We start from the raw sequence: 19,495 nt of genomic DNA on the forward strand, positions 1-19,495 counted from the left end.
TTATGAAGACTCTCTCCTACATCGTCGCTGTCGCAACGGTGATACTTTCTTTAGCTTCCTGTTCCTCTCCGGAGACACAGACGGAAGAAACGACGACGCCTAACACCTCCAGCACGGCCGATAGTTCAACTATCAGCTCTAGTTCCACAAGCTCTGCCCCGGAAACGTCCTCTTCGGAGCCACAACCGGCAGCGGAATCTGAGCCTTCGCTTGCCGACGCTCCCCTAACGAACACTGCCGAATCCACCGCAGAACCCACCCTTACCGAGTGTGTCTATGGCGGTGGTAGCTGGACCACCAACGGCTTGTACAGCGATGGAACAATCCGCTGGGCTCAAGAATGTCAGAACCTCCACGACGAGCAGATGGCAAAGTACCCCTACCGGTGCCCGCAAACGGATCACTACGTCTCCGATCCGTCTCAGTGCTCCTCGCCTATGGGCAGCGGGACCAGTGATTCTGATTATGATCCCAGCATCCCTGCGTACATGACTCGATCTGCTGAGGTCGAGCAGATGCGGGCTGAAAACCAGAAGTGGTGGTTTGACTGTCAGGCAGAACATTCGGCGGAGTTCTGTCTTGCGAATGATCCATGGGCTCAATAGATTTCACGCTGATTTAACCAGCGATTCACCGCGGCTACTTAGGCTGGAAAAGTTCCTTTTAAACCCTCTGTGGAGCTTTGTATGTCTGATTCAAATAGTCGTTCCTCTTTTAATCGTCGAAATTTCCTGCAGATTGCAGGCGTTTCGGCCGCGGCGGTGGCTGCGGGAATTAATGCACCCGCCAAGGCGGGTGCACAGTCGAGCCTGAGTTCATGGGGTTCCTCGCAAGGTGGGGATCATCCGCAGGATTCGGAGCTTTTTGGCCTAGGCGTAGCGGCGGGTACGCCGCGGCATGATTCGATGATCTTGTGGACCCGCCTGGCCCCAGAACCGCTGGCCGAGGATGGCCACGGTGGAATGACCGGCGGCGATGTCCGCGTGGGTTGGGAAGTTGCGAAGGATGAGGGGTTTGGGGACGTCGTCAAGCAAGGCGAAGCTCTAGCTCAACGAGAACTGGCGCACTCGGTGCACCCGCAGGTGACTGGGCTGGAGCCTGCAACTGAGTATTTTTATCGCTTCCGCGTGGATGGCAAGGTGAGCCCAGTAGGTCGGTTTAAGACTCTGCCGTCACCAGATGCGAAGGTGGATGATTTCACCTTCACCGTCGCTTCGTGTCAGGCGTGGTACCACGGCTATTTCACCCCGTGGAAGCATATTGCGCAGGAACCGGACCTGGATATGACGATTTTCGTGGGTGACTATATCTACGAATACGGCATTGTGGAAGGCGATAATCTCTGGCGCCAAGGCGCAAGCGTGCCCGACGTTTTCAAGGCAAAGGTGGAAACTCTGGAGCAGTATCGCCTGCGCTACTCGCTCTTTAAGTCCGATGAGCACCTGCAGGCCGCGCACGCACGCGCCGCGATGGCCATTGTGTGGGATGACCACGAAGTAGAAAATAACTACGCCGGTAATTGGTCCGAGATTGGCACCAAAACCGAGCACTTCCTCTACCAGCGCGCGGCTGCTTACCGTGCCTTTTACGAGAATCTGCCGGTTGCCCCGCCCGCGCTTCCCGATGGCCCCAATAACCGCATCTATGATTCCTTCGACGTGGGCACGCTTATGCGCTTCAATCTGGTCGATACCCGCCAGTACCGCGAAGAGGCTGCAGAAGACGCCAGCATTTTGGGCGCGGAGCAGGAGCAGTGGCTCAACGATAAGCTCGCCACTTCCCCAGCACAGTGGAACGTGGTGGTCAACAGCGTGGTCGTCGTACCGATTGCCGATAGCACCGACCAATGGGACGGGTTCCCCGCGGCGCGCCGCCGCCTTATCGAATCCCTCTCTAAGGTAAGTGACCCCGTTGTCTTCACCGGCGATATTCATCAGCACTGCGCTGCGGAGATCCAAACAGACTCCGGCCAGCCTGTAGGCGTGGAATTGGTCGCCACTTCCATTGCTTCCGATGGCGATGGCTTCGCCGGCTCCAAGAGCACCGAGTGGCTAGAAAAGCCCTATGTGAAGGCCATGGACAAGCGCCGTGGCTATATCAAGGTGCGCGCTACCCGTGAGCACCTCGATTCCGAATTCGTCGTCGTGCCCTGGATCGAGCGCGATGATACCGCCCCGCGCGAGACTGCTTTCTCCTTCCGCACCAATGCCGGCGAGCACACGCTGCGCTCCCTCTAAACCCCGAAAGGACAATTCAACATGGGACTTTTTAGCTCGCTTTCCTCTTCTTCCTCTCGCCGCGGTTCTTCCCGCAAGAACTCTTCTGACCAGGATTCCTCTACACCAGCCCCTGGTGCGGTTGCTGCTCCGCCAGCCGCAACCGGTGTTCAGGCAGAACCGCAGCTCATGGAAAATTACGTCACCTGGGAACCTGCCTCCTGGGACGTCGTTTTGGATCACTACCGTGTCATCGGTACTGATCCTAATGGTGTAGACGTGCTGTTGGGCAAGACTATCTTTCCCTTCTTCCGCCACTCCCGGCGCGATATCGCCGGTGAAAAGTGGACTTATTACGTCAAGGTAGTCGACGCTGCTGGCGCTGAGTCCTCTCCTTCTGGCAAGGCGACGTCTACCTCCCTGCCTTCGGTCACTGCTGGCACAGCGCTAGCTACGATTGGTTCCTTTGACCGAAAGGGCACGGAGTTTCAGTATTCCCCAAAGGATTACAAGAAGATCGTCACCGCGCACCCAGACCAGACAATCACGGCTGGACCGGATGCTAAGCCTGCCGACGTCCCTTATCTCCTCCCGGGTCCCGGCGATAAGTGGGCGGGAAGCAAGGCATACACGCTGAAGTGGACGGTGAAATTGGATAAGCCTACCGCGAAGGCGGCACTGGCGTTATGGCTCATTGATACCACCAAGCTCGGCGGTATTCTCGACGTCACGATTAATGACTTTCATAAGCAAGTGGAACTCCCACAGGGCGCAACGAAGGGTTCGCGCCAAGGCAATGCCAGCGGGGAGCCGACCTCGCTGCGCCCCGCAGCAATCGAATTTGCGCTCCCAGAGAACACCTTGCTAAAAGGTGAAAACGAGCTGGTCTTCACCCTCCGAGCAGGTGGCTGGCTAGCCTGGGATGCGCTGGGGATTTTTGCTTTTTGAGAATTCGCCATTTACTAGAATTGGCGGGAGCGCCTTAAAGGCACGAGACCAGACAGTTGTCGTCGTTTAGGAAGAAAAGTTCTCTAATACCCACCGGTAGTGTGGGTAGAGAGTATTTTTAGCCTTCTCCGTGAGGTTCTTCAACCCAAGAAGTTCCAAAGTTGCCCGCATTACACTATCGCGATCGCGAACACCTGCACGAAGATATCCTCTAGCAGTATGAATCCGCAGCTCTTCGTAAGGAACATCATGGAGCACTCGAGAACCTAGAGTACGTACCTCCACTCGGGGACAATCAGGGAGATAGAACGTACTCTTCCCGAAATCTTCGATGTCTGGCCTCTTGACCATCATGACCGAACCGTCTCGGACTAAACGATTCAATACTGGTATAAGGATCGTACGGACAGGCTTAGTAACACGAACGCCGCCACTGGATTTTACGTAACGAGAGAATAGGAAGTCGCCCAACATTGGGCCTTCAGCTCTCAAGATCTCAAGAAGTCCTTGAGCGACTTCAGCATCAGTTGCGATATTTGTCGCTACAGTCGTTCCTTCGAAAGCGGTATATTCAGCTGGGGCTTTAGTAAGCTCCGTACCGTGAAAAGAAAAGTCGAGATGTGTTTCTTCTCGAAGATCGCTGTTCTCAAAACCCTGCGTGAAAATCCCCGAACCTTGTTCTGCCATCTCTAGATCATGTTTATCATGGGCTTCTCCAGATTCCGCAAAACCATCTTCAAGGTCCTCTTCGGCTGAGAGGAAGACCTCTACTCCACTTTGTACTTCAATGGGATTATCTTCTGCATAGACGTCCTCGACAATCTCGACGTTGTCGGAAGTCTCAAAGGTTGGCGCATCTGCCTCGAATGGTTTGATACCCAATTCATCTAGCGCCACCCAGACCTTTTGCATCTGTTCGTCCGAGTCTAGATAGAAATCAGATTCAAAAATTCGGACGAATGTCCAGCCGAGACGCTCCAGTTCGCGTTGCCGATGCTGATCCTGCAAAGCATTCTGATCACTGTGCCAATAGTCACCGTCGCATTCAACTGCAAGCCGTCCTTGCGCACCTTCAACGACGAGGTCAATGCGGTATCCAAACTCTTCGAATTGCGGAATTACCTTGAATCCCTTTTCGATGATTCTGTTATATACCCTTTGCTCAAATAGCGAATCAAAGGGCTCAACCCGTTCATCGTTCGGAACTGCTAAACATTCTGTTTTCTCTGGCTGCTTCTCCGCAATGCTGTAGGCATACTGCAACAACTTGGCACGAATATCGAGTGGCTTCAATTCCTCGAAACCAATAGAATGGAACAACCAAACTTGGTCTTTCGCGCGACTAACTGCAACGTTATAACGCTGCAGGGATTCTTTCTTAGTCAACGTTGACGTGCGTTCACCCGGCGTATACGGCTGAACCATCGAGAGGAATATGACATCTCGTTCAGCACCTTGAAAGTCAGCAGGGCTTCCAACCTTTAGCTCGCGCTCCTCCCACACCTCGGGGGGAACTTTTTCCAAAAGTCGTGCCTGGATATATTTCGCCTGGCCGGAAGTACTAAGTAGCGAAATGACGCCAATAGTCTTTCCTACATATTGCGAATCATCCAAGACAGAAAGAAGACGTTCCACCAGGACATCTGCCTCGGCTGTATTAGTTTTTCTTTTCTTCGCTCCGGTAAAGAATGCATTAGGAGTCTGAGTAATCTTGAACGGTGCAAGCCGGTCAGATTCAACCTCCCTCACTGGTTTAAGGGATATGTTTTCGGGCTCATAGATAAACTGGTTCGAGAACCCGATGATTTCCGGAACACAGCGCCTGTGCTCTTCTAGTGTGATCCGTCCTCCGTAGCGCATATTAGCTTCATCAAAGAGTGAGCGAGCTGGATCCGACCAAGAATCTATCTTGTCGAAGTCCCACAAATACTGCTGAGCTAGCTTTCCAATTTCTTCCAAGTCGTGGAAACTGGTTGGTGAAACCTGCTTGTCATCACCGATAACTACCATTCTCGGAGCCAAATACTGCAAGAAAATGGCATCGACACCCGACTGTGATGCCTCATCTACGATAACGACATCAAACATGTTTTCTTCCAAGTCGAACTGCTCAACGACCTTGTAGATCGGCATGATCCACACTGGAACCGCGGAACGACAAGCATCTAAGTGCTTACGCACATCTCGCTTACGTCGATCAGCATATTTTCCAGTTCCCTTTCCCAGGCGAGTAACTGCTTGGCTATACGCTACAAGGCTCGATTGAGTTGCTGGATCGATTCGGTCTTTTCCTACAGCCTTAGACCAAGCACGGGCCGCGGCGAGCTCCGCGATCGTCTTTGAAATTCTTTGATCAATAAATCGAACTGAACGCGAGATTTCCTGAGGATCCGCCTTTGTTCGGGCAGCGATTCTTTCTCCTGCCAATGCCCAGTACCGAGCTTCTTCGATATTTTGAACACGGTGCCGCCACAACCCGAAGTCATTGGAGTCCTTTAGTGCTTGGACAAGTAACGCAGACCAACCTTTCGCTTTTTGGGAAAGCTCATTGCGACGGCGAATTGCACCAGAATACGAGGCAGCAGACTGTGCTGCCTCAAGAGCAAGTTCATATTCAGAGGCATTTTGCTGGTCCAGCGCTGCTTCTAATCTGTCTATCCATTCCACGGCATCCGAATTCTGCTTAAAGTCGCGAATGGTTGCCATTCCCATGGAAATGAGGTTAGAAAATCGTGCAGCAGTGGCTTGGACTCCTGAAGCTTTTCGAAGCTTTTCAATTCGATTGGATAGCGGATTTAGCTCTCCTAAATCGGCCCTGAATCCAAAGTTTTCGATTCTTCCCAAGGCATATCCGAGCTGCTCGACTTGGGAAATTGATTCCGAGAATTTCTGAAGTTCGCCTCTCCAGAAGCCTAGCTTCTCCATAGGAGACAAATGCTCAGCCGGCCGTGAATACCTCCACGACTGTTGTAGTGAGTAGAGCGCCCATTCAAACTCCACATACTCTAGGTAAAGGTTCACTTCGGCCAAGCCGGTGGGCGGCATTCCGTTTATTCGAACTCCTTCAAAAAACGGTGCTGCTTCTTTGATTATTGGCTTTGTAAGTAGACCAGTCTTTGGAAGACCGTCCGCCTTCGTCTTAATTTGACCCCCATTCTGAAGGAAAGTCTGCACTGACCTCGCCAACGGTACGAAGGAATTAATTTGGCCGGAAATCTCAATGTGCCGGAGAGCAGCCAGGTTTCCACCTGACTGCTGGGCTCCATGAAAATCATTGGCAAGAGAATCTAGTTTATGTTTCCACTGCGCAAGATTTCCGTTCATTGAATCACGGAGTAGGTCGTCCATCCACGGTGCGGAAATTTGCTGAATTTTCGCCAATTGATTTATGGCTTGTTCGACTGATTGTTCAAGATCGACTCGGGATGACTCATCAAGATTGGCCCAAGCCGCCCGTTCACTAACCGGTGTCTCATTTTCGATCCAGAGGTTCACGGCCTCTTCACCAGCTTTGGCTTCGATTGCCTGCGTGAGCTCATCTACGGTGGGAATTGCACCGAAGTCGAAGGAATCTCCGGTGGAGCTCACTCCACCTTGAGCGAGCTCTGGGGAAGCCAAAAGTGAGAACCATTCGTCAATTTCCTGTGCGTCCAAAGGAAATGGCTGCTCAAGATCAGGAACCTGTAAAGCTTCGATCCACCCATAATCCTCTTTGCTGTCCACCCATTTCGCGACAGCTCGAGACATTTGCGTGTCGTAGCCTAATACACCAAGCGAAGCCTTCTCAGAGTCCATTAGCGAAGTCCAACGTCTCAACTCTGCGGTTCGCTCTTCACGGAGCTGATTTAGCCTCAGCTCCAGATCTCGGATCTTTCGAGAAGATGTTACCTCGTCATAATCACTTGACCGTCGGTTTATTGTATCGACGGCTACTTTCAATTCCGCTAAGTCAGACTGTCCAGAGCTAATCACGGAAACAGCAAGCTCACGAATCTCCTCAGGTAGCTTTCCTCGTAACTCGTATAAAGCACGATCCGCTTCTGCTGTTACTAGGACACGCTTGCCTTGAGCCAACAGATGAGAAAGCAAGGCAGCTGCCATGTGTGTTTTTCCAGTTCCCGGAGGGCCTTGGACGATGGTTTGAGGGTGAGAATCTACTCGATTCAAAACCTGCATTTGCTTCTCATTGAGCGGTAGCGGTGTGAAGACCTCTTCGTTTGATTCAAAAGTCGCACCCGGCTCATTCGATTTTGGCAGCTCCGCTTGCGAGTTGGGATCGATCAACGGCGCCAGCCCAGTCGGAATTTCCTCGGATTGTTCAATAGCTACCGCAATATCTTTGAGCGCAGTTGCAAAGCCTGTACGTTGGCGTTTACGCAAAATGATGGTTGGCTGCCATGCCAACACAGCTTTCTCCGAGGGAACTTGGCGCTGCCATTCGGAAGTGTATATCGCATTGGTATCTAACCCATTTGCAGTTACCGCGCCTAAACCTGCGAAGGTTTCAGGATCCAGGATGTCGCCTTCTATCGCGGCAACTTCTCCTTTTACATCGGTCAAAAACGTACTGTCATCCAACTTTTGTGCAGGAACGGGTTCCATTTCAACTTTCAGTGCCCCCTCTCCAAGCTCAAGATGGATATCGCCGGTCCTTTTATCCAAATCCATTGCCAAGTCGACTGAGAATAGCTGCCGGTCTACCTTTTCCTCTTCACTCACTTGCCAGGCAAGGTTTCCCAATCCCAGAATGAGTTCGAACTCGTCCGCTTGTTGGTTTGCACTCGTCTGGATTTCGAAGGCCTTTTGATACGCCAGAGCATATTTCTCAGCAACAGCCCAACGGCGCCACTGTTCCAGCCATCGTTGAAATTGCCCAGCTTGCTCGTCCGATATCTGAGTAGCAGTAACTAGCTGTGGCTCTTTGAGAGGATCATCAGTTGTTCCATCGACCAGATTTTCTATCCCACTAGGAAGATCTGGAAGATTAACCGGCTCGGGCTTTTTGAATACTGCAATTAGATTTGGGTTGGATCCATCATCAGCCAAGAATTTCTCATCTAATTGGAGGGCTTCTTGAATGTACCCGCCAAATTGAATGCGTCCTGACTCTTCTGCAACTTCCTTTAGACGTTCTAGCCGGAGCACTTTCCCGCCTTGCTTATCGTATTTTGCAGTAGAAAGAACGACTTCAGATTTTTTCTTCTGCATAGCGGAAAAGAACATAAAAAGGCGCGATGCCTTATCAGCGTTTAACGGCACAGGTCTTACTCCATACGTGAGGAAAGAAAGTAGAAACAACTAATTTCCCATAGGGAACACTGATACCTTACTACCCATCTGACCCCGTATTACACCCAATTTATTAGGCCCCGAACGGACAGCTTTCTGCCCTGCTGAAGGAAGGTCAGAGTTCAACTGCCTCAGAGCAAAAGCCCATTGACCAACCCCTGATGTACGGTAGTAACATCTGCATCCTTCTATTACATCGTTAGCATCAAAGGACGCCGACGTTGAAAGGACTTAGCCTCCGATATGCCTACTGTTTCTGATCGCCTGCACCACGCCCAGCAGGACTTTAATGCGGTGATTTCCGTCATCCCGTTTGATGAGCACGCGCTGGATGAATCGCCCACGCTTAAGGGACAGCCGGTGGCGTTCAAGGACATCGTGGATGTCGCTGGGGTGTCTACCACCTGCGGCACCGAGGTGAATGTGGGCCGCACTCCGGTCAAGGATGCACCAGTGGTGCAGCGCTTGACGGCGAAGGGTGCCCTGCCGGTGGCAAAGGCGAACCTGCAGGAGTTTTCCTACGGCATTTTGGGCGATGCCTCGGCTTATGGTCGCGTGATCAATCCACGTGATCCGGAGGTGTGCGGCGGCGGATCGAGCTCCGGTTCGGCGGCGCTGGTAGCTTGCGGGGCGCTGCAGCTTACGGTGGGCTCCGATAGCGCCGGCTCGGTGCGCGTGCCGGCCGCATGCCAAGGCGTGCTGGGGTTCAAGCCCACCTTTGGGGTGATTCCGGTCGAGGGCGTCTTCCCCTTTGCCCCGAGCTTTGATTGCATTGGTTTCTTCGCCAGCTCGATTGACCTGATTGAGCAGGCTTTTATTGCCACTGCGGAGGAGGAACCGGCCGCGGCGCAGGACGTTTCTGCTGTTGATGTCACGGCCCTTAAGGCCAAGGGCGAGCGCTTCGCTAATCTTCTGGCCGCGCTGGAGCGATCGGACTTTGAGCTCACCGAGGGCGCGGACTTGGAAGACACCATCGCCGCCACGGCCGAGCTCTACGAGCCGATGCGCTTGAAGGAGGTCTACGACGTCCACCGGCCGCTGCTGGACCAGCGCGAGAAGTACCAGGACGTGATTCTGCAGCGCGTCCTGGGCGGGGAAAATATCAGCCAGGAAGATTACGACGCGGCCGCACGGGGCGTAGAAAAGCTGCGCGAAGACGCCCTTGCCCTGCTTGCCGACGCCCCCATTATCCTCACCCCTACCCTCGATTCCGGCCCCCTCAAGTGGTCCGATATCACCCCGGACAATACCGCGGAGTCGGCCGCGAGCCTGCGGCGGTGGACCGAGCCGTTCAATGTGCTCGGCTGGCCAGCCATTACGGTGCCGCTGCGCGGCGAAGAGGAAGAAGGCGTGGGTGATGCGGTGCAGGTCGTCGGCAAGCCGGGCGAGGACCTGACCGTCCTGCGCGTTGCCCGGGCCCTACGCGCTTTACTCTAAGCCCCTGCTAGAAGGGTCTTTTCCTGCGTGCGCGGCCGCCAATAGGCGGCCTCGACGGCGGTAAGTTCCTTAAAGTGCGCTGAGGTGAGCTCGTCCATCGCTTGGATATAGCCGGGGACCTCTTCACGCGGCAGGCGCAAACCCATGGTCAGGTGCGGGGTCCAGCGCGGCCCGCGCCCGTCCGGGTTTGCGGCGCTGATTTTTCGCGCGGCGATTTCTAACTCGTCGGTAGTCTCCAGCAGCCAGGCCACCGTCTGTTTACGCTTGGTGCCAAAAATAACGTTTCCTACCCGCCGGAAATCCGCGGGGATAACGGCCGGCAGCAACTGGGCCGCCAAGTCCACCACTTCCGGCTGCATGTGCGGCGAAAAGGTGACCGTAATGTGCGGGCGTTGCTGCTGGACAGGAAAGCCGCGCTCAGCTAGGCCCGCAAAGATGTCGCGCACCTGATCTTCCTGCTTTTGCGGCAGGTAGAGCAAGATATTATCCGGCGATGCTTTACTCACGAGCGAGCGTTCCCTTTCTGTTGCGAAGTGCCTCCAGCGTACCGTTCATCACAATGAGCGAGAAGCCCCTTCCCCCTCATTAAAAAATCATTGCTACTTTGCAATGAGGGTTTTATAATGACGCCATGGGTTGGGATGCAATTAGCCTCCGTGAGGCACTTGAGCAGCTGCGGCTTTTTGGCGATGACCGCACGATGCTGGAATGTAAGCGCTCCTTCCTTCGCGCACCGCATGATTTGGCTCGCACCATATGTGCTTTTGCAAACATGCCAATGGGCGGTGACATCCTTTTGGGCGTCGATCAGAGCCTCAACTTTGCCGCCACCGGCGTCGCGCACCCTGCACAGGTAGAAAAGGCTGTGGCGGACCAAGCAAGAACGCTAATAGAACCTGCGCCCCAGCTCTCTTTTACCCACATCAGCATCGATGAAGCGGTAGTAATCGCAGTGACGGTAGCGCCCCTTTCACCCATGCTTAAACCAGCCCGCATCAAAGGAGAGGCCTACCTACGGCAAGCGGATGGCAATTATGTGATGGGTCCTAACGACTTGCGCATCCTCGAGGTGGCGGCACTCCACGCATCTGAGCAAGAATTTTATGACCAGCAACCAGTGCCTGGCAGCGGCCTGCGGGACATGGATGAAAGCATTACAGCAGAGGCGCTACGCACAGCCCGCTCACGCAGTAGGCGTCTATCCACCATCGCGGAGGACAAGCGCCTCCTCGAGGTACTTGGCGCAACCGTAAACGGGCAACTGACCGTAGCCGGAAATTATGCCCTCGGCTTCTTGCCGCAGGGAAAAGTACCTGCCCTCGGGGTAACCGCGGCGGTGCAGCTTCCGCGGGAGCACGCCGCGCGCACGCGGAACCTCACCCATTTCGACGGCCCTCTACCCGCTCTCCTCGATGATGTGGTGGATTGGCTGCGTGCCAATCTGCAGGCCGACCTGCGCTATGCGGAAAGCGGTCATATGGAAGAGATCCCGGAAATTCCGCCGGCCGCCCTTCGGGAGGCTGTAGCCAACGCGTTAGTGCACCGGGATTTAGGACCGCACACGCGAGGCGTGGGAAAAAGAATTGAGGTTCGCATCACCCGGCAGGCAGTGATCATTACTAGCCCTGGTGGGCTGCGAGGGGTCTCGGTCTCCCAATTGACCAGCACCACCTTATCCAAAGCTGCAGTAAATCAGCGCCTTTATGAGCTTGCCAAACTAGTTCGCACCAGCGAAGGACACCCGGTCATTGAAGGCGAGGGCGGAGGAATCCGAGAGATGATTCGTGCCTGTTTAGATGCAGGCCTAGCTGCACCGCGCCTTATAGATACCGGCACCGAGTTTCGTGTCATCTTCCCCCGCACCAGGCCGGATAGCCCGCATCGAGTTTCTGCCCGCCCCACGGTTAGAGCAGTGGAAGCCAACGTAGAGGACGAGCTTCGTCAGCTAGGCAAAAACGTTCCGCAAGTTTTTCACAGTATGCAGCTCGGCGCGGAGGCGGACTATGCTCCCGCCTTAAGCCTTCACGAGATCGCGGAACGCACCCAACTCAGTCCCGGGCAAGCGCGCTACGCGCTCAAGGCCTTGGAGAGGAAGGGCTGGATTGTCATGCGGGGCCAGCGTGGCTCGCAACGCACGACTTACCAGGTCCGCAGAGAATAGACGCACCGGCTCTTGTGCCAACGCAAACGATTGCCGTTTAATGAGAACCATGAGCACTACAGAGTCATCGCCCCTCATCCTCGCCATCACGGCGTGTCCGACGGGCATCGCGCATACCTATATGGCGGCCGAGAACCTCGAGGCCGCAGCCCAAGAACTGGGCTACCGCATCAAGATTGAAACTCATGGTTCCATCGGCGTCGAGGGAGCCTTTAGCAAGCAAGACATCGAGGAAGCCGACGCCATTGTCATTGGTGCCGATACGGTCATTTCCAAGGACCGCTTCCACGGCAAGCGACTCGAGGCCACCGGCGTGGACGAGGCCATCAAGCACCCGAAGGAACTCCTCAGCAGGTCCTTGAGCGCCTCGCGCTGGGAGGGCTCTTCCGAGAAGACGGAGGAAGAGGCGCCTCGCAAAAATAGCGTGGGTCAAACCTTGTACAAGGCACTGATGAACGGCGTCTCGCACATGATCCCATTCGTGGTCACCGGTGGCCTGCTCATTGCGGTGGCACTGTCCATCGGCGGCACGCCCACGCCTGAGGGCATGGCGATTCCAGAAGATAGCTTCTGGAACACGGTCAATGAGCTCGGCGCCCTGGCGTTCTCACTGATGGTCCCGGTGCTCTCCGGCTACATTGCGGTGGGCATCGCGGATCGCCCAGGCCTTGCCCCTGGCCTTATTACCGGACTCATCGCCACCACCGGCTCCCTTTACGGTTCTGAGGCAGGTGCCGGATTCTTGGGCGGCATTGTCACCGGTATTTTGTCCGGTTATGTGGCTCTTGCCATTAAGAAGATTCCGGTGCACAAGTTCATCGCACCGATTTGGCCCATCATCGTCATCCCGATTTTCACCACGCTCATCGTGGGACTCATCTTCATCTTGCTCATTGGCGCACCGGTCTCGGCCGCGTTCGAGGCAATGACCAACTATCTCGCTGGAATGCAGGGCTCCTCCGTCATCGTGCTAGGCCTTATCCTGGGCGCCATGATCGCCTTCGATATGGGTGGTCCCTTCAATAAAACGGCTTTCCTCTTCGGCGGCGGCATGATCGCGGCCGGCAATGCGGCGCCGATGGGCATGGCGGCATGTGCGATTGCCGTACCTCCCCTCGCCGTGGGCGTAGCTACGCTCCTGCGCCGCCGCTGGTTTACCAAGGCCGAAAAGGATGCGGGCATCGCCGCGTTGTTCATGGGATTCTTCGGCATTACCGAGGGCGCCATTCCGCTCGCGGCTGCACGCCCGCTACAGGTCATCCCCGCCAATGTTGCCGGTGGTGCCGTAGCCGGTGCGCTCGCCGGTCTTTTCGGTGCACAAGACCACGTCATGCACGGCGGCCCGATCGTCGCGGTGCTCGGCGCGGTAGATAACGTCGTTGGCTTCTTTATCGCCATGCTTGCCGGCATCGTTGTTTGCGCTGGCCTTATTCTCCTGCTGGTGGGATTGACGCAGCGCAAGGATAAGCCACTTGTTGCAGTCGATACGATTAGCCTCGATAAAGATCTGGGTTCTTCTAGCGAAGAGGTCATTCGCTCCATGGTGAAGCTCACCTCCGCGCGCATGTCTGATGCCGAGGCGGTCGCTAGCGCCGCATTGAAGCGCGAATCTACCCGTTCCACTGGTGTGGGCCACGGCGTGGCCATTCCGCACGCTCGGTCTGCCGGAGTGAAGGTACCAACGCTCGCCTTCGCCCGCCTGCCGCACGGCGTCACGTGGGCAGAGGGCGAAGACCCGACCACCTTGGCCTTCCTTATTGCTGTTCCGGATAACGCTGGAAAGCAGCACCTCAAGCTGCTGTCCAAGCTGGCGCGCAACATCATGAAGGAGGACTTCCGCGCACAACTCCACGGCGCGAAGACCCGCAAGGAAGCTGCCGACATCATTTCCCAGGTACTCTCCCCTGCACCAGCGACTGACAAGGCGGCCGCAACCACTCAGGCCTAAATAGTCTTGCAACTGCAAGCGCTCAGCGATTTCCCCGCTGGGCGCTTTTCTTATGCCAATATTGCGCAGGGATGGGGCGGAGGGACGGTTTCGAGGGAGTGGTAGCGGCAGCGCGGCAGGCTCAAGCAAGATCACGGATCACCCTGGTGCCCTCTTATGATCCTTAGACAGCCAGAGAACCACAAGGTTTCTCATAGGCTCTATCAAGAAACTGGCCAGTTTTGCCAGAAGGGGACTTAAAACTAGGCCCACATACCTTAAAACAATCTCATTTCCCTGGGAACCTGAGATATTGGTTGAAATCTACCCCCGTGGGGGCGGGGAGCTGAGCGCCATCACTGAGGGAATTTAGGGGTTTCCTAGCTCAAATCGAGAAATAACTAAGAGGCAATTAGTTTTGCGCGAAATCAACTTCAAGAATCCTAATATTTGCTGGTCAGCTGGATTTTACCCGGGCAGAATTGATTAACTTTTAAGTGAAGGGGAACGGAAGTTAGCCGTTAACACTCCAAGATCCCCGCCTTATAGATTCCCGCTAGGTTCCAGTAGAAAGGTACCGCTCATGTTCACCCCCAAAGTTCACTTCTCCGCCAAGAAGTTCGTCGCTCCTGCACTCGCAGCAGCCGTCGCACTCGGTGTTGGCGTAGCCCCTGCAGAGGCATCGAGCTCTTTGAGCAGCTTCGGTCGCGTGAACCTTCCGGTACCCTCCGTCAACCTGCCTGCCGCTCCGGCTGCCGCCGCAAAGCCAGTTGCTCCGGCCTCCAACCGCGTACAGAGCATCATCAATCACACCAACGCTTACCGCCAAGCACACGGCCTGCGCCCGGTTCGCGCCAACGCCGCACTCAATGGACTGGCTCAGGATTGGGCCAACCAGCTGGTTCGCGCCAATAAGCTCAGCCACCGCCCACAGCACTGGAACTACTACCCTTCCAATATCCCGGCCGGCGGCGAGAACGTACTGCAGGCATGGAGCGACTACTCCGATGCACAGCTGGTTAAGCTCTGGTACGAATCCCCGGGCCACCGCAAGATCATGCTCGACCCGCGTGCCAAGACCATCGGCGTTGGTGTTGCCGTCAACTCTGAGGGCAAGCTCTACGCTGTCCAGAACTACGGCCGCTAAAGATTTCACAAGCTAGGGCCTTCGGGCCCTTGGGCTCTAGCGGGCCACGCCGCTTCCTCCCGGACCTCTTACCCGGGGCGGGGCGGTTTTCTCGTACCTAGGTGGGGGTGCGCACGCGGGTAAATGAAACGTAACCGCCTTCACAAATGGCAGTGGCGAGGGTTACACTTAATGACATTCGAATTGTTCAACAATCTTAAGGACGGTGTTGAATGTCCTCGCTCCATATCGATCTCAATGCGGATTTGGGAGAGACTACTGCAGGCAACCCGGTCGCAGATGACGCGGCAATGCTGGAGATGGTGTCCTCCGCAAACGTGGCCACCGGCTTCCATGCGGGCGACCCGCACTCGATTGCCTGCACCCTCAAGGCGGCAGCAGAAGCAGGCGTGACCGTAGGCGCGCACGTGGGTTATAACGACGCCGCGGGTTTCGGCCGCCGTTTTATCGATTACAACCCGGACGAGCTTGCAGACGAGGTGACCTACCAAATTGGCGCGCTCGACGCTTTGGCCCGCGCCAATGGCACCAAGGTTTCCTATGTGAAGCCACACGGTGCGATGTATAACGCAATCGTGAAAGATGAGGCGCAAGCAGAAGCCGTCATCAAGGGCATTAAGGCCTTCGGAGACTTGCCGGTGATGTTACTGCCAGGGGGTGTAGCGGTGGACGTCGCCAAGCGCAGCGGGCTTAACGTCATCCGTGAGGCTTTTGCGGACCGCAACTACAACCCCGATGGCACGCTGGTCTCGCGCAAGGAGGCCAATGCGGTGCTCGGCAGTGCCGATGAGGTGGTACAGCGAGTGCTTGAGGTGGCGCAGACCGGCTCGATCACGGCCGTGGATGGCACGAAGTTAGAGGTGGCTGCTCAATCTGTGTGCACTCACGGTGATTCGCCCGGCGCGGTGAAGCTGCTGCGCGGCGTGGTTGAGCGCCTGAGGGAAGAAGGCATCGAGATTCGGAGCTTTATCTAATGCACATTAATTTTGTGGGCACGCGCGCGTTGCTCATTGACCTGGATGGATTGAACCAGGTCATGGATTGGCACGCGGCGCTTTCTGCCAAGCCATTGAAGAATCAGGTGGACTGCATCGCGGCCGCCACCACCCTGCTGCTGACGTTTGAAGCGCCGGATTCGGCGCGTGATGCGGCCGAATTCCTGCAGGACTTCTCCCCCGCCGCCGCCACGGCCGCGGAGGCCCGCACGGTAGAAATTGATGTGCTCTATGACGGCGAGGATGTGGACGAGGCCGCAGACCTGCTGGGTCTTTCGCGCGAAGCGCTCATTGATTGGCATACCTCTACCGAGTGGACCGCGGCATTCGGTGGCTTTGCCCCGGGTTTTACCTACTGTGCGCCGTCGGACCCTTCCCAGGCGCGCGCGGTGCCACGCCGCTCCAACCCCCGTACCGCGGTGCCGGCCGGTGCTGTGGGTATCGCGGGCGAGTTTTCCGCGGTGTACCCGCGCGTTTCCCCGGGCGGCTGGCAGCTGCTGGGCACCACCAATACGCCAATGTGGGATTCCAATGCCAACCCACCGGCGCTAGTACAGCCGGGCGACCGCGTGCGCTATCGCAGCGTGGATAAGCTGCCTGAGCTTGTTGATCACTCTGCCCGCTCGAAGCGCGCCCCTGCCCGCTTGCCGCGCATGGAGGTTATCGATGCCGGCCTGCTCACCCTCTACCAAGACCTGGGCCGCCCCGGTGTGGGCGATCTCGGCGTGACTCCCTCCGGTGCTGCCGACCGCGCCGCCGCCGCGACCGCCAATGTGGCCGTGGGCAACCCGCGCGGGGCAACGGTGCTGGAGAATATCGGCGGCATTAAGCTCCACGCGCTCACCGATACCGTCATTTGCGTCACCGGCGCTACCGCGCGTGTGCGCCTCGGCGAGATGCCGGTTCACCTCGCCCGCCCAGTGCTGGTCACGGCCGGGCACACCGTCTCGGTGGATCCTGCAACGGTAGGCATGCGCAATTACGTGGCCATCCGCGGCGGCATCATCGCCGAATCCGAGCTTGGCTCCGCGGCCACCGACGTCCTTTCTGGCCTTGGCCCGGACCCGGTCACCACCGGCGATGTCATTGGCGTTCTACCGCGCTCTACCGGCATGACCGATGCCCAGCTTTCTAATCCATTGCGCGTGCGCGAAAGCTCCGACGGAAAAACCCGCGCTACCTTGCGCTGCGTGCTCGGTCCCCGCGATGACTGGTTTGGCGATAATGTCTCCGCTTTCCTGGATACCGAGTGGACCGTCACCTCAGATTCCAACCGCGTGGGCCTGCGCCTCGATGGCGAAGAGCCGATTGAACGCGTTAAAGACGGTGAGCTTCCGTCTGAGGGCATGGTCGCCGGCTCGATCCAAATCCCACCCAATGGCAAGCCCGTGGTCTTCCTGCGCGATCACGCTGTGACCGGCGGTTACCCCGTCATCGCCACTGTGTTGGAAGAAGATATTGATATTGCCGCGCAGCTGCCACCCGGCGCACGCGTGAACTTTGAACTCGTAGCACCCCAAGCCTTGAACACTGGAGATAAAAATGCAGATTAAAACCGTCCTCATTGCTAACCGCGGCGAGATTGCCGTGCGTATCGCTCGCGTCGCCCGCGACCTGGGAATTAAGTCCATCGCCATTTACTCCGAGGCAGACGCTGGTGCCTTACACACCCAGGTAGCGGATGAAGCTTATGCGCTGCCGGGCAATACGGCCGCCGATACCTACATGAACGTGCCCGCGCTGCTCGATATCGCGGTGCGTGCCGGTGCTGATGCTATTCACCCAGGCTATGGCTTTTTGTCTGAGAACGCCGACTTTGCCCGCACCGTCACTGAGGCCGGCATGATCTGGATTGGCCCTTCGCCCGAGCATATTGAGTTACTCGGTGACAAGATCGCTGCCCGCCGCGTAGCCGAAGAGGTCGGCGCACCACTGGCACCTGGTACTTCTGATCCCATCGATGATTGGCAAGAAGCCCGCACCTTTGCCGAAGAGCACGGCCTGCCCATTGCCATCAAGGCCGCTTATGGTGGCGGCGGACGCGGCTTGAAGGTCGTGGACAATATGGAAGAAATCGAGGGCGCGTTCAACTCCGCCGGCCGCGAGGCCATGGAGGCTTTTGGCCGCGCCGAGTGCTATGTGGAGAAGTTCCTCACCCACCCGCGCCACGTCGAAGCCCAGGTATTGGCCGATACGCACGGCAATGTGCGCGTGCTCGGCACCCGCGATTGCTCCACCCAACGCCGCTTCCAAAAGCTCATTGAGGAGGCTCCGGCGCCCGCGCTTTCCGACGCCCAACGCAACGGCATCATCGAAGGCGCCCGCTCCATTTGCTCCAAGGTGGGCTACACCGGCGCCGGCACTGTGGAATACATCGTTTCCGAGGACGGCACCATTTCCTTCCTGGAGGTCAATACCCGCGTCCAGGTCGAGCACCCCGTTACTGAGGTAGTCACCGGTACCGATATCATCGCCGAGCAGTTCCGCATCGCGGCCGGGGAGCCGCTGTCCTTCGATGAGGATCCGCAGTCCCACGGCCATGCTTTTGAGTTCCGTATCAATGCTGAGGATATCCTCAATGGCTTTGCGCCGTGCCCCGGCACCATCGTCTCCTTCGAGCCGCCCACCGGCCCGGGCATCCGCGTGGATTCCGCGGTGCGCTCTGGCTCTATCATCCCGCCGTACTATGACTCCCTGATTGCCAAGCTGGTGGTGTGGGGACCGACCCGCGAGATCGCCCTGGCCCGCGCCCGCTTTGCCCTACGCGAGTTCACCGTCACCGGCGTGCGCACCGTGCTGCCGTTCCACCGCGACATGATGGATGAGCCTGCACTCATCGGCACCGCCGCCCCAGCAGACGATGCCGCTGCCGCCGGCGCCTCCGAGATCGGCGTGTTTACGGACTGGGTGGATCACAACTACCGCCCGTCTGCCGCCAACCAGGTGGAAAAGGTCGAGGCTATCTACACCCAGCGCCGCAATGTGGCCGTAGAAATCGACGGCAAGCTGGTCAACGTCGGCGTGCCCGTGGACTTCCTCGCCGCGCCAGGCGCCGCCTCGGCCGGCGGTTCTGCCTCCACCGCACCATCTTCGGCCGGCGCACAGTCTACCGATGACAACGCGGTCACCTCCCCGTTCGAAGCAAACCTCGTGGCCTGGAACGTTGCGGACGGCGATACCGTGGCCGAGGGCGATGCCATCGCCACCGTCGAGGCCATGAAGATGGAATCGGCCATCAAGGCTCCGCGCGGCGGCACCATCAAGCTCCTGGCCGCCGAGGGTGACCGTCTGGATTCCTCCAAGGTCATCGCGACCATCGATTAGCGCTCACGCCACCCTTTTGCACCTCATCTCCAATGTGAGGTGCATAACTTT

Annotated in this window: 12 protein-coding genes; 9 read left to right on the forward strand and 3 right to left on the reverse strand. The window is 56.8% G+C overall.

What is annotated here, in order from left to right:
- Nucleotides 1-16 precede the first annotated feature (16 nt).
- On the reverse strand, nt 17-235 hold the full coding sequence (locus tag ACKFRY_RS11795) for a hypothetical protein (RefSeq protein ID WP_408922913.1): 219 nt from the start codon (nt 233-235) through the stop codon (nt 17-19).
- A 451-nt stretch (nt 236-686) separates the two neighbouring features.
- Here ACKFRY_RS11795 and ACKFRY_RS11800 point away from each other — a divergent pair, with 451 nt between their 5' ends.
- Nucleotides 687-2,237, forward strand: a complete 1,551-nt coding sequence (locus ACKFRY_RS11800; protein WP_408922914.1) for an alkaline phosphatase D family protein — start codon at nt 687-689, stop codon at nt 2,235-2,237.
- 21 nt (nt 2,238-2,258) lie between these two features.
- The gene (locus ACKFRY_RS11805; RefSeq protein ID WP_408922915.1) at nt 2,259-3,164 is read left to right on the forward strand and encodes a polysaccharide lyase family protein; all 906 of its coding nucleotides are present in this window, start codon (nt 2,259-2,261) and stop codon (nt 3,162-3,164) included.
- Between the two features lie 66 nt (nt 3,165-3,230).
- On the opposite strand, the gene ACKFRY_RS11810 is transcribed toward ACKFRY_RS11805, so the two are convergent.
- Nucleotides 3,231-8,387 (reverse strand): AAA domain-containing protein, encoded by a 5,157-nt coding sequence (locus ACKFRY_RS11810; protein ID WP_408922916.1) that lies wholly within the window; start codon nt 8,385-8,387, stop codon nt 3,231-3,233.
- 309 nt (nt 8,388-8,696) lie between these two features.
- Between ACKFRY_RS11810 and ACKFRY_RS11815 the strand changes: the two genes are divergently transcribed.
- On the forward strand, nt 8,697-9,890 hold the full coding sequence (locus ACKFRY_RS11815; RefSeq protein WP_408922917.1) for an amidase: 1,194 nt from the start codon (nt 8,697-8,699) through the stop codon (nt 9,888-9,890).
- Here ACKFRY_RS11815 and ACKFRY_RS11820 read toward each other — a convergent pair.
- A complete protein-coding gene (locus tag ACKFRY_RS11820; protein ID WP_005322490.1) occupies nt 9,887-10,396 on the reverse strand; it encodes a 2'-5' RNA ligase family protein in 510 nt (169 codons plus the stop codon). The two genes, ACKFRY_RS11815 and ACKFRY_RS11820, sit on opposite strands and share 4 nt — an antisense overlap.
- A gap of 125 nt (nt 10,397-10,521) precedes the next feature.
- On the opposite strand from ACKFRY_RS11820, the gene ACKFRY_RS11825 reads away from it, so the two are divergent.
- The 6 genes from ACKFRY_RS11825 (at nt 10,522) to ACKFRY_RS11850 (ending at nt 19,444) form a co-directional block, all read left to right on the forward strand.
- Nucleotides 10,522-12,051, forward strand: coding sequence for an ATP-binding protein (locus ACKFRY_RS11825; protein ID WP_408922918.1), 1,530 nt, complete (start codon nt 10,522-10,524; stop codon nt 12,049-12,051).
- Between the two features lie 40 nt (nt 12,052-12,091).
- Entirely contained in the window at nt 12,092-13,999 is a 1,908-nt protein-coding gene (locus tag ACKFRY_RS11830) for a fructose-specific PTS transporter subunit EIIC (protein ID WP_005322492.1), read from the forward strand.
- A 562-nt stretch (nt 14,000-14,561) separates the two neighbouring features.
- Nucleotides 14,562-15,125: a CAP domain-containing protein gene (locus ACKFRY_RS11835; RefSeq protein WP_179387481.1), complete on the forward strand. Its 564-nt coding sequence runs from the start codon at nt 14,562-14,564 to the stop codon at nt 15,123-15,125.
- 212 nt (nt 15,126-15,337) lie between these two features.
- The gene (locus ACKFRY_RS11840) at nt 15,338-16,099 is read left to right on the forward strand and encodes a LamB/YcsF family protein (RefSeq protein WP_408922919.1); all 762 of its coding nucleotides are present in this window, start codon (nt 15,338-15,340) and stop codon (nt 16,097-16,099) included.
- Nucleotides 16,099-17,673, forward strand: coding sequence for a 5-oxoprolinase/urea amidolyase family protein (locus tag ACKFRY_RS11845; protein ID WP_408922920.1), 1,575 nt, complete (start codon nt 16,099-16,101; stop codon nt 17,671-17,673). The genes ACKFRY_RS11840 and ACKFRY_RS11845 overlap by 1 nt, the downstream gene beginning before the upstream one ends.
- The gene (locus tag ACKFRY_RS11850) at nt 17,663-19,444 is read left to right on the forward strand and encodes a biotin carboxylase N-terminal domain-containing protein (RefSeq protein WP_316981296.1); all 1,782 of its coding nucleotides are present in this window, start codon (nt 17,663-17,665) and stop codon (nt 19,442-19,444) included. The genes ACKFRY_RS11845 and ACKFRY_RS11850 overlap by 11 nt, the downstream gene beginning before the upstream one ends.
- Nucleotides 19,445-19,495 lie beyond the last annotated feature (51 nt).

The sequence above is a fragment of the Corynebacterium tuberculostearicum genome, from assembly GCF_046097255.1.
GTDB classification, from domain to species: domain Bacteria; phylum Actinomycetota; class Actinomycetes; order Mycobacteriales; family Mycobacteriaceae; genus Corynebacterium; species Corynebacterium tuberculostearicum_J.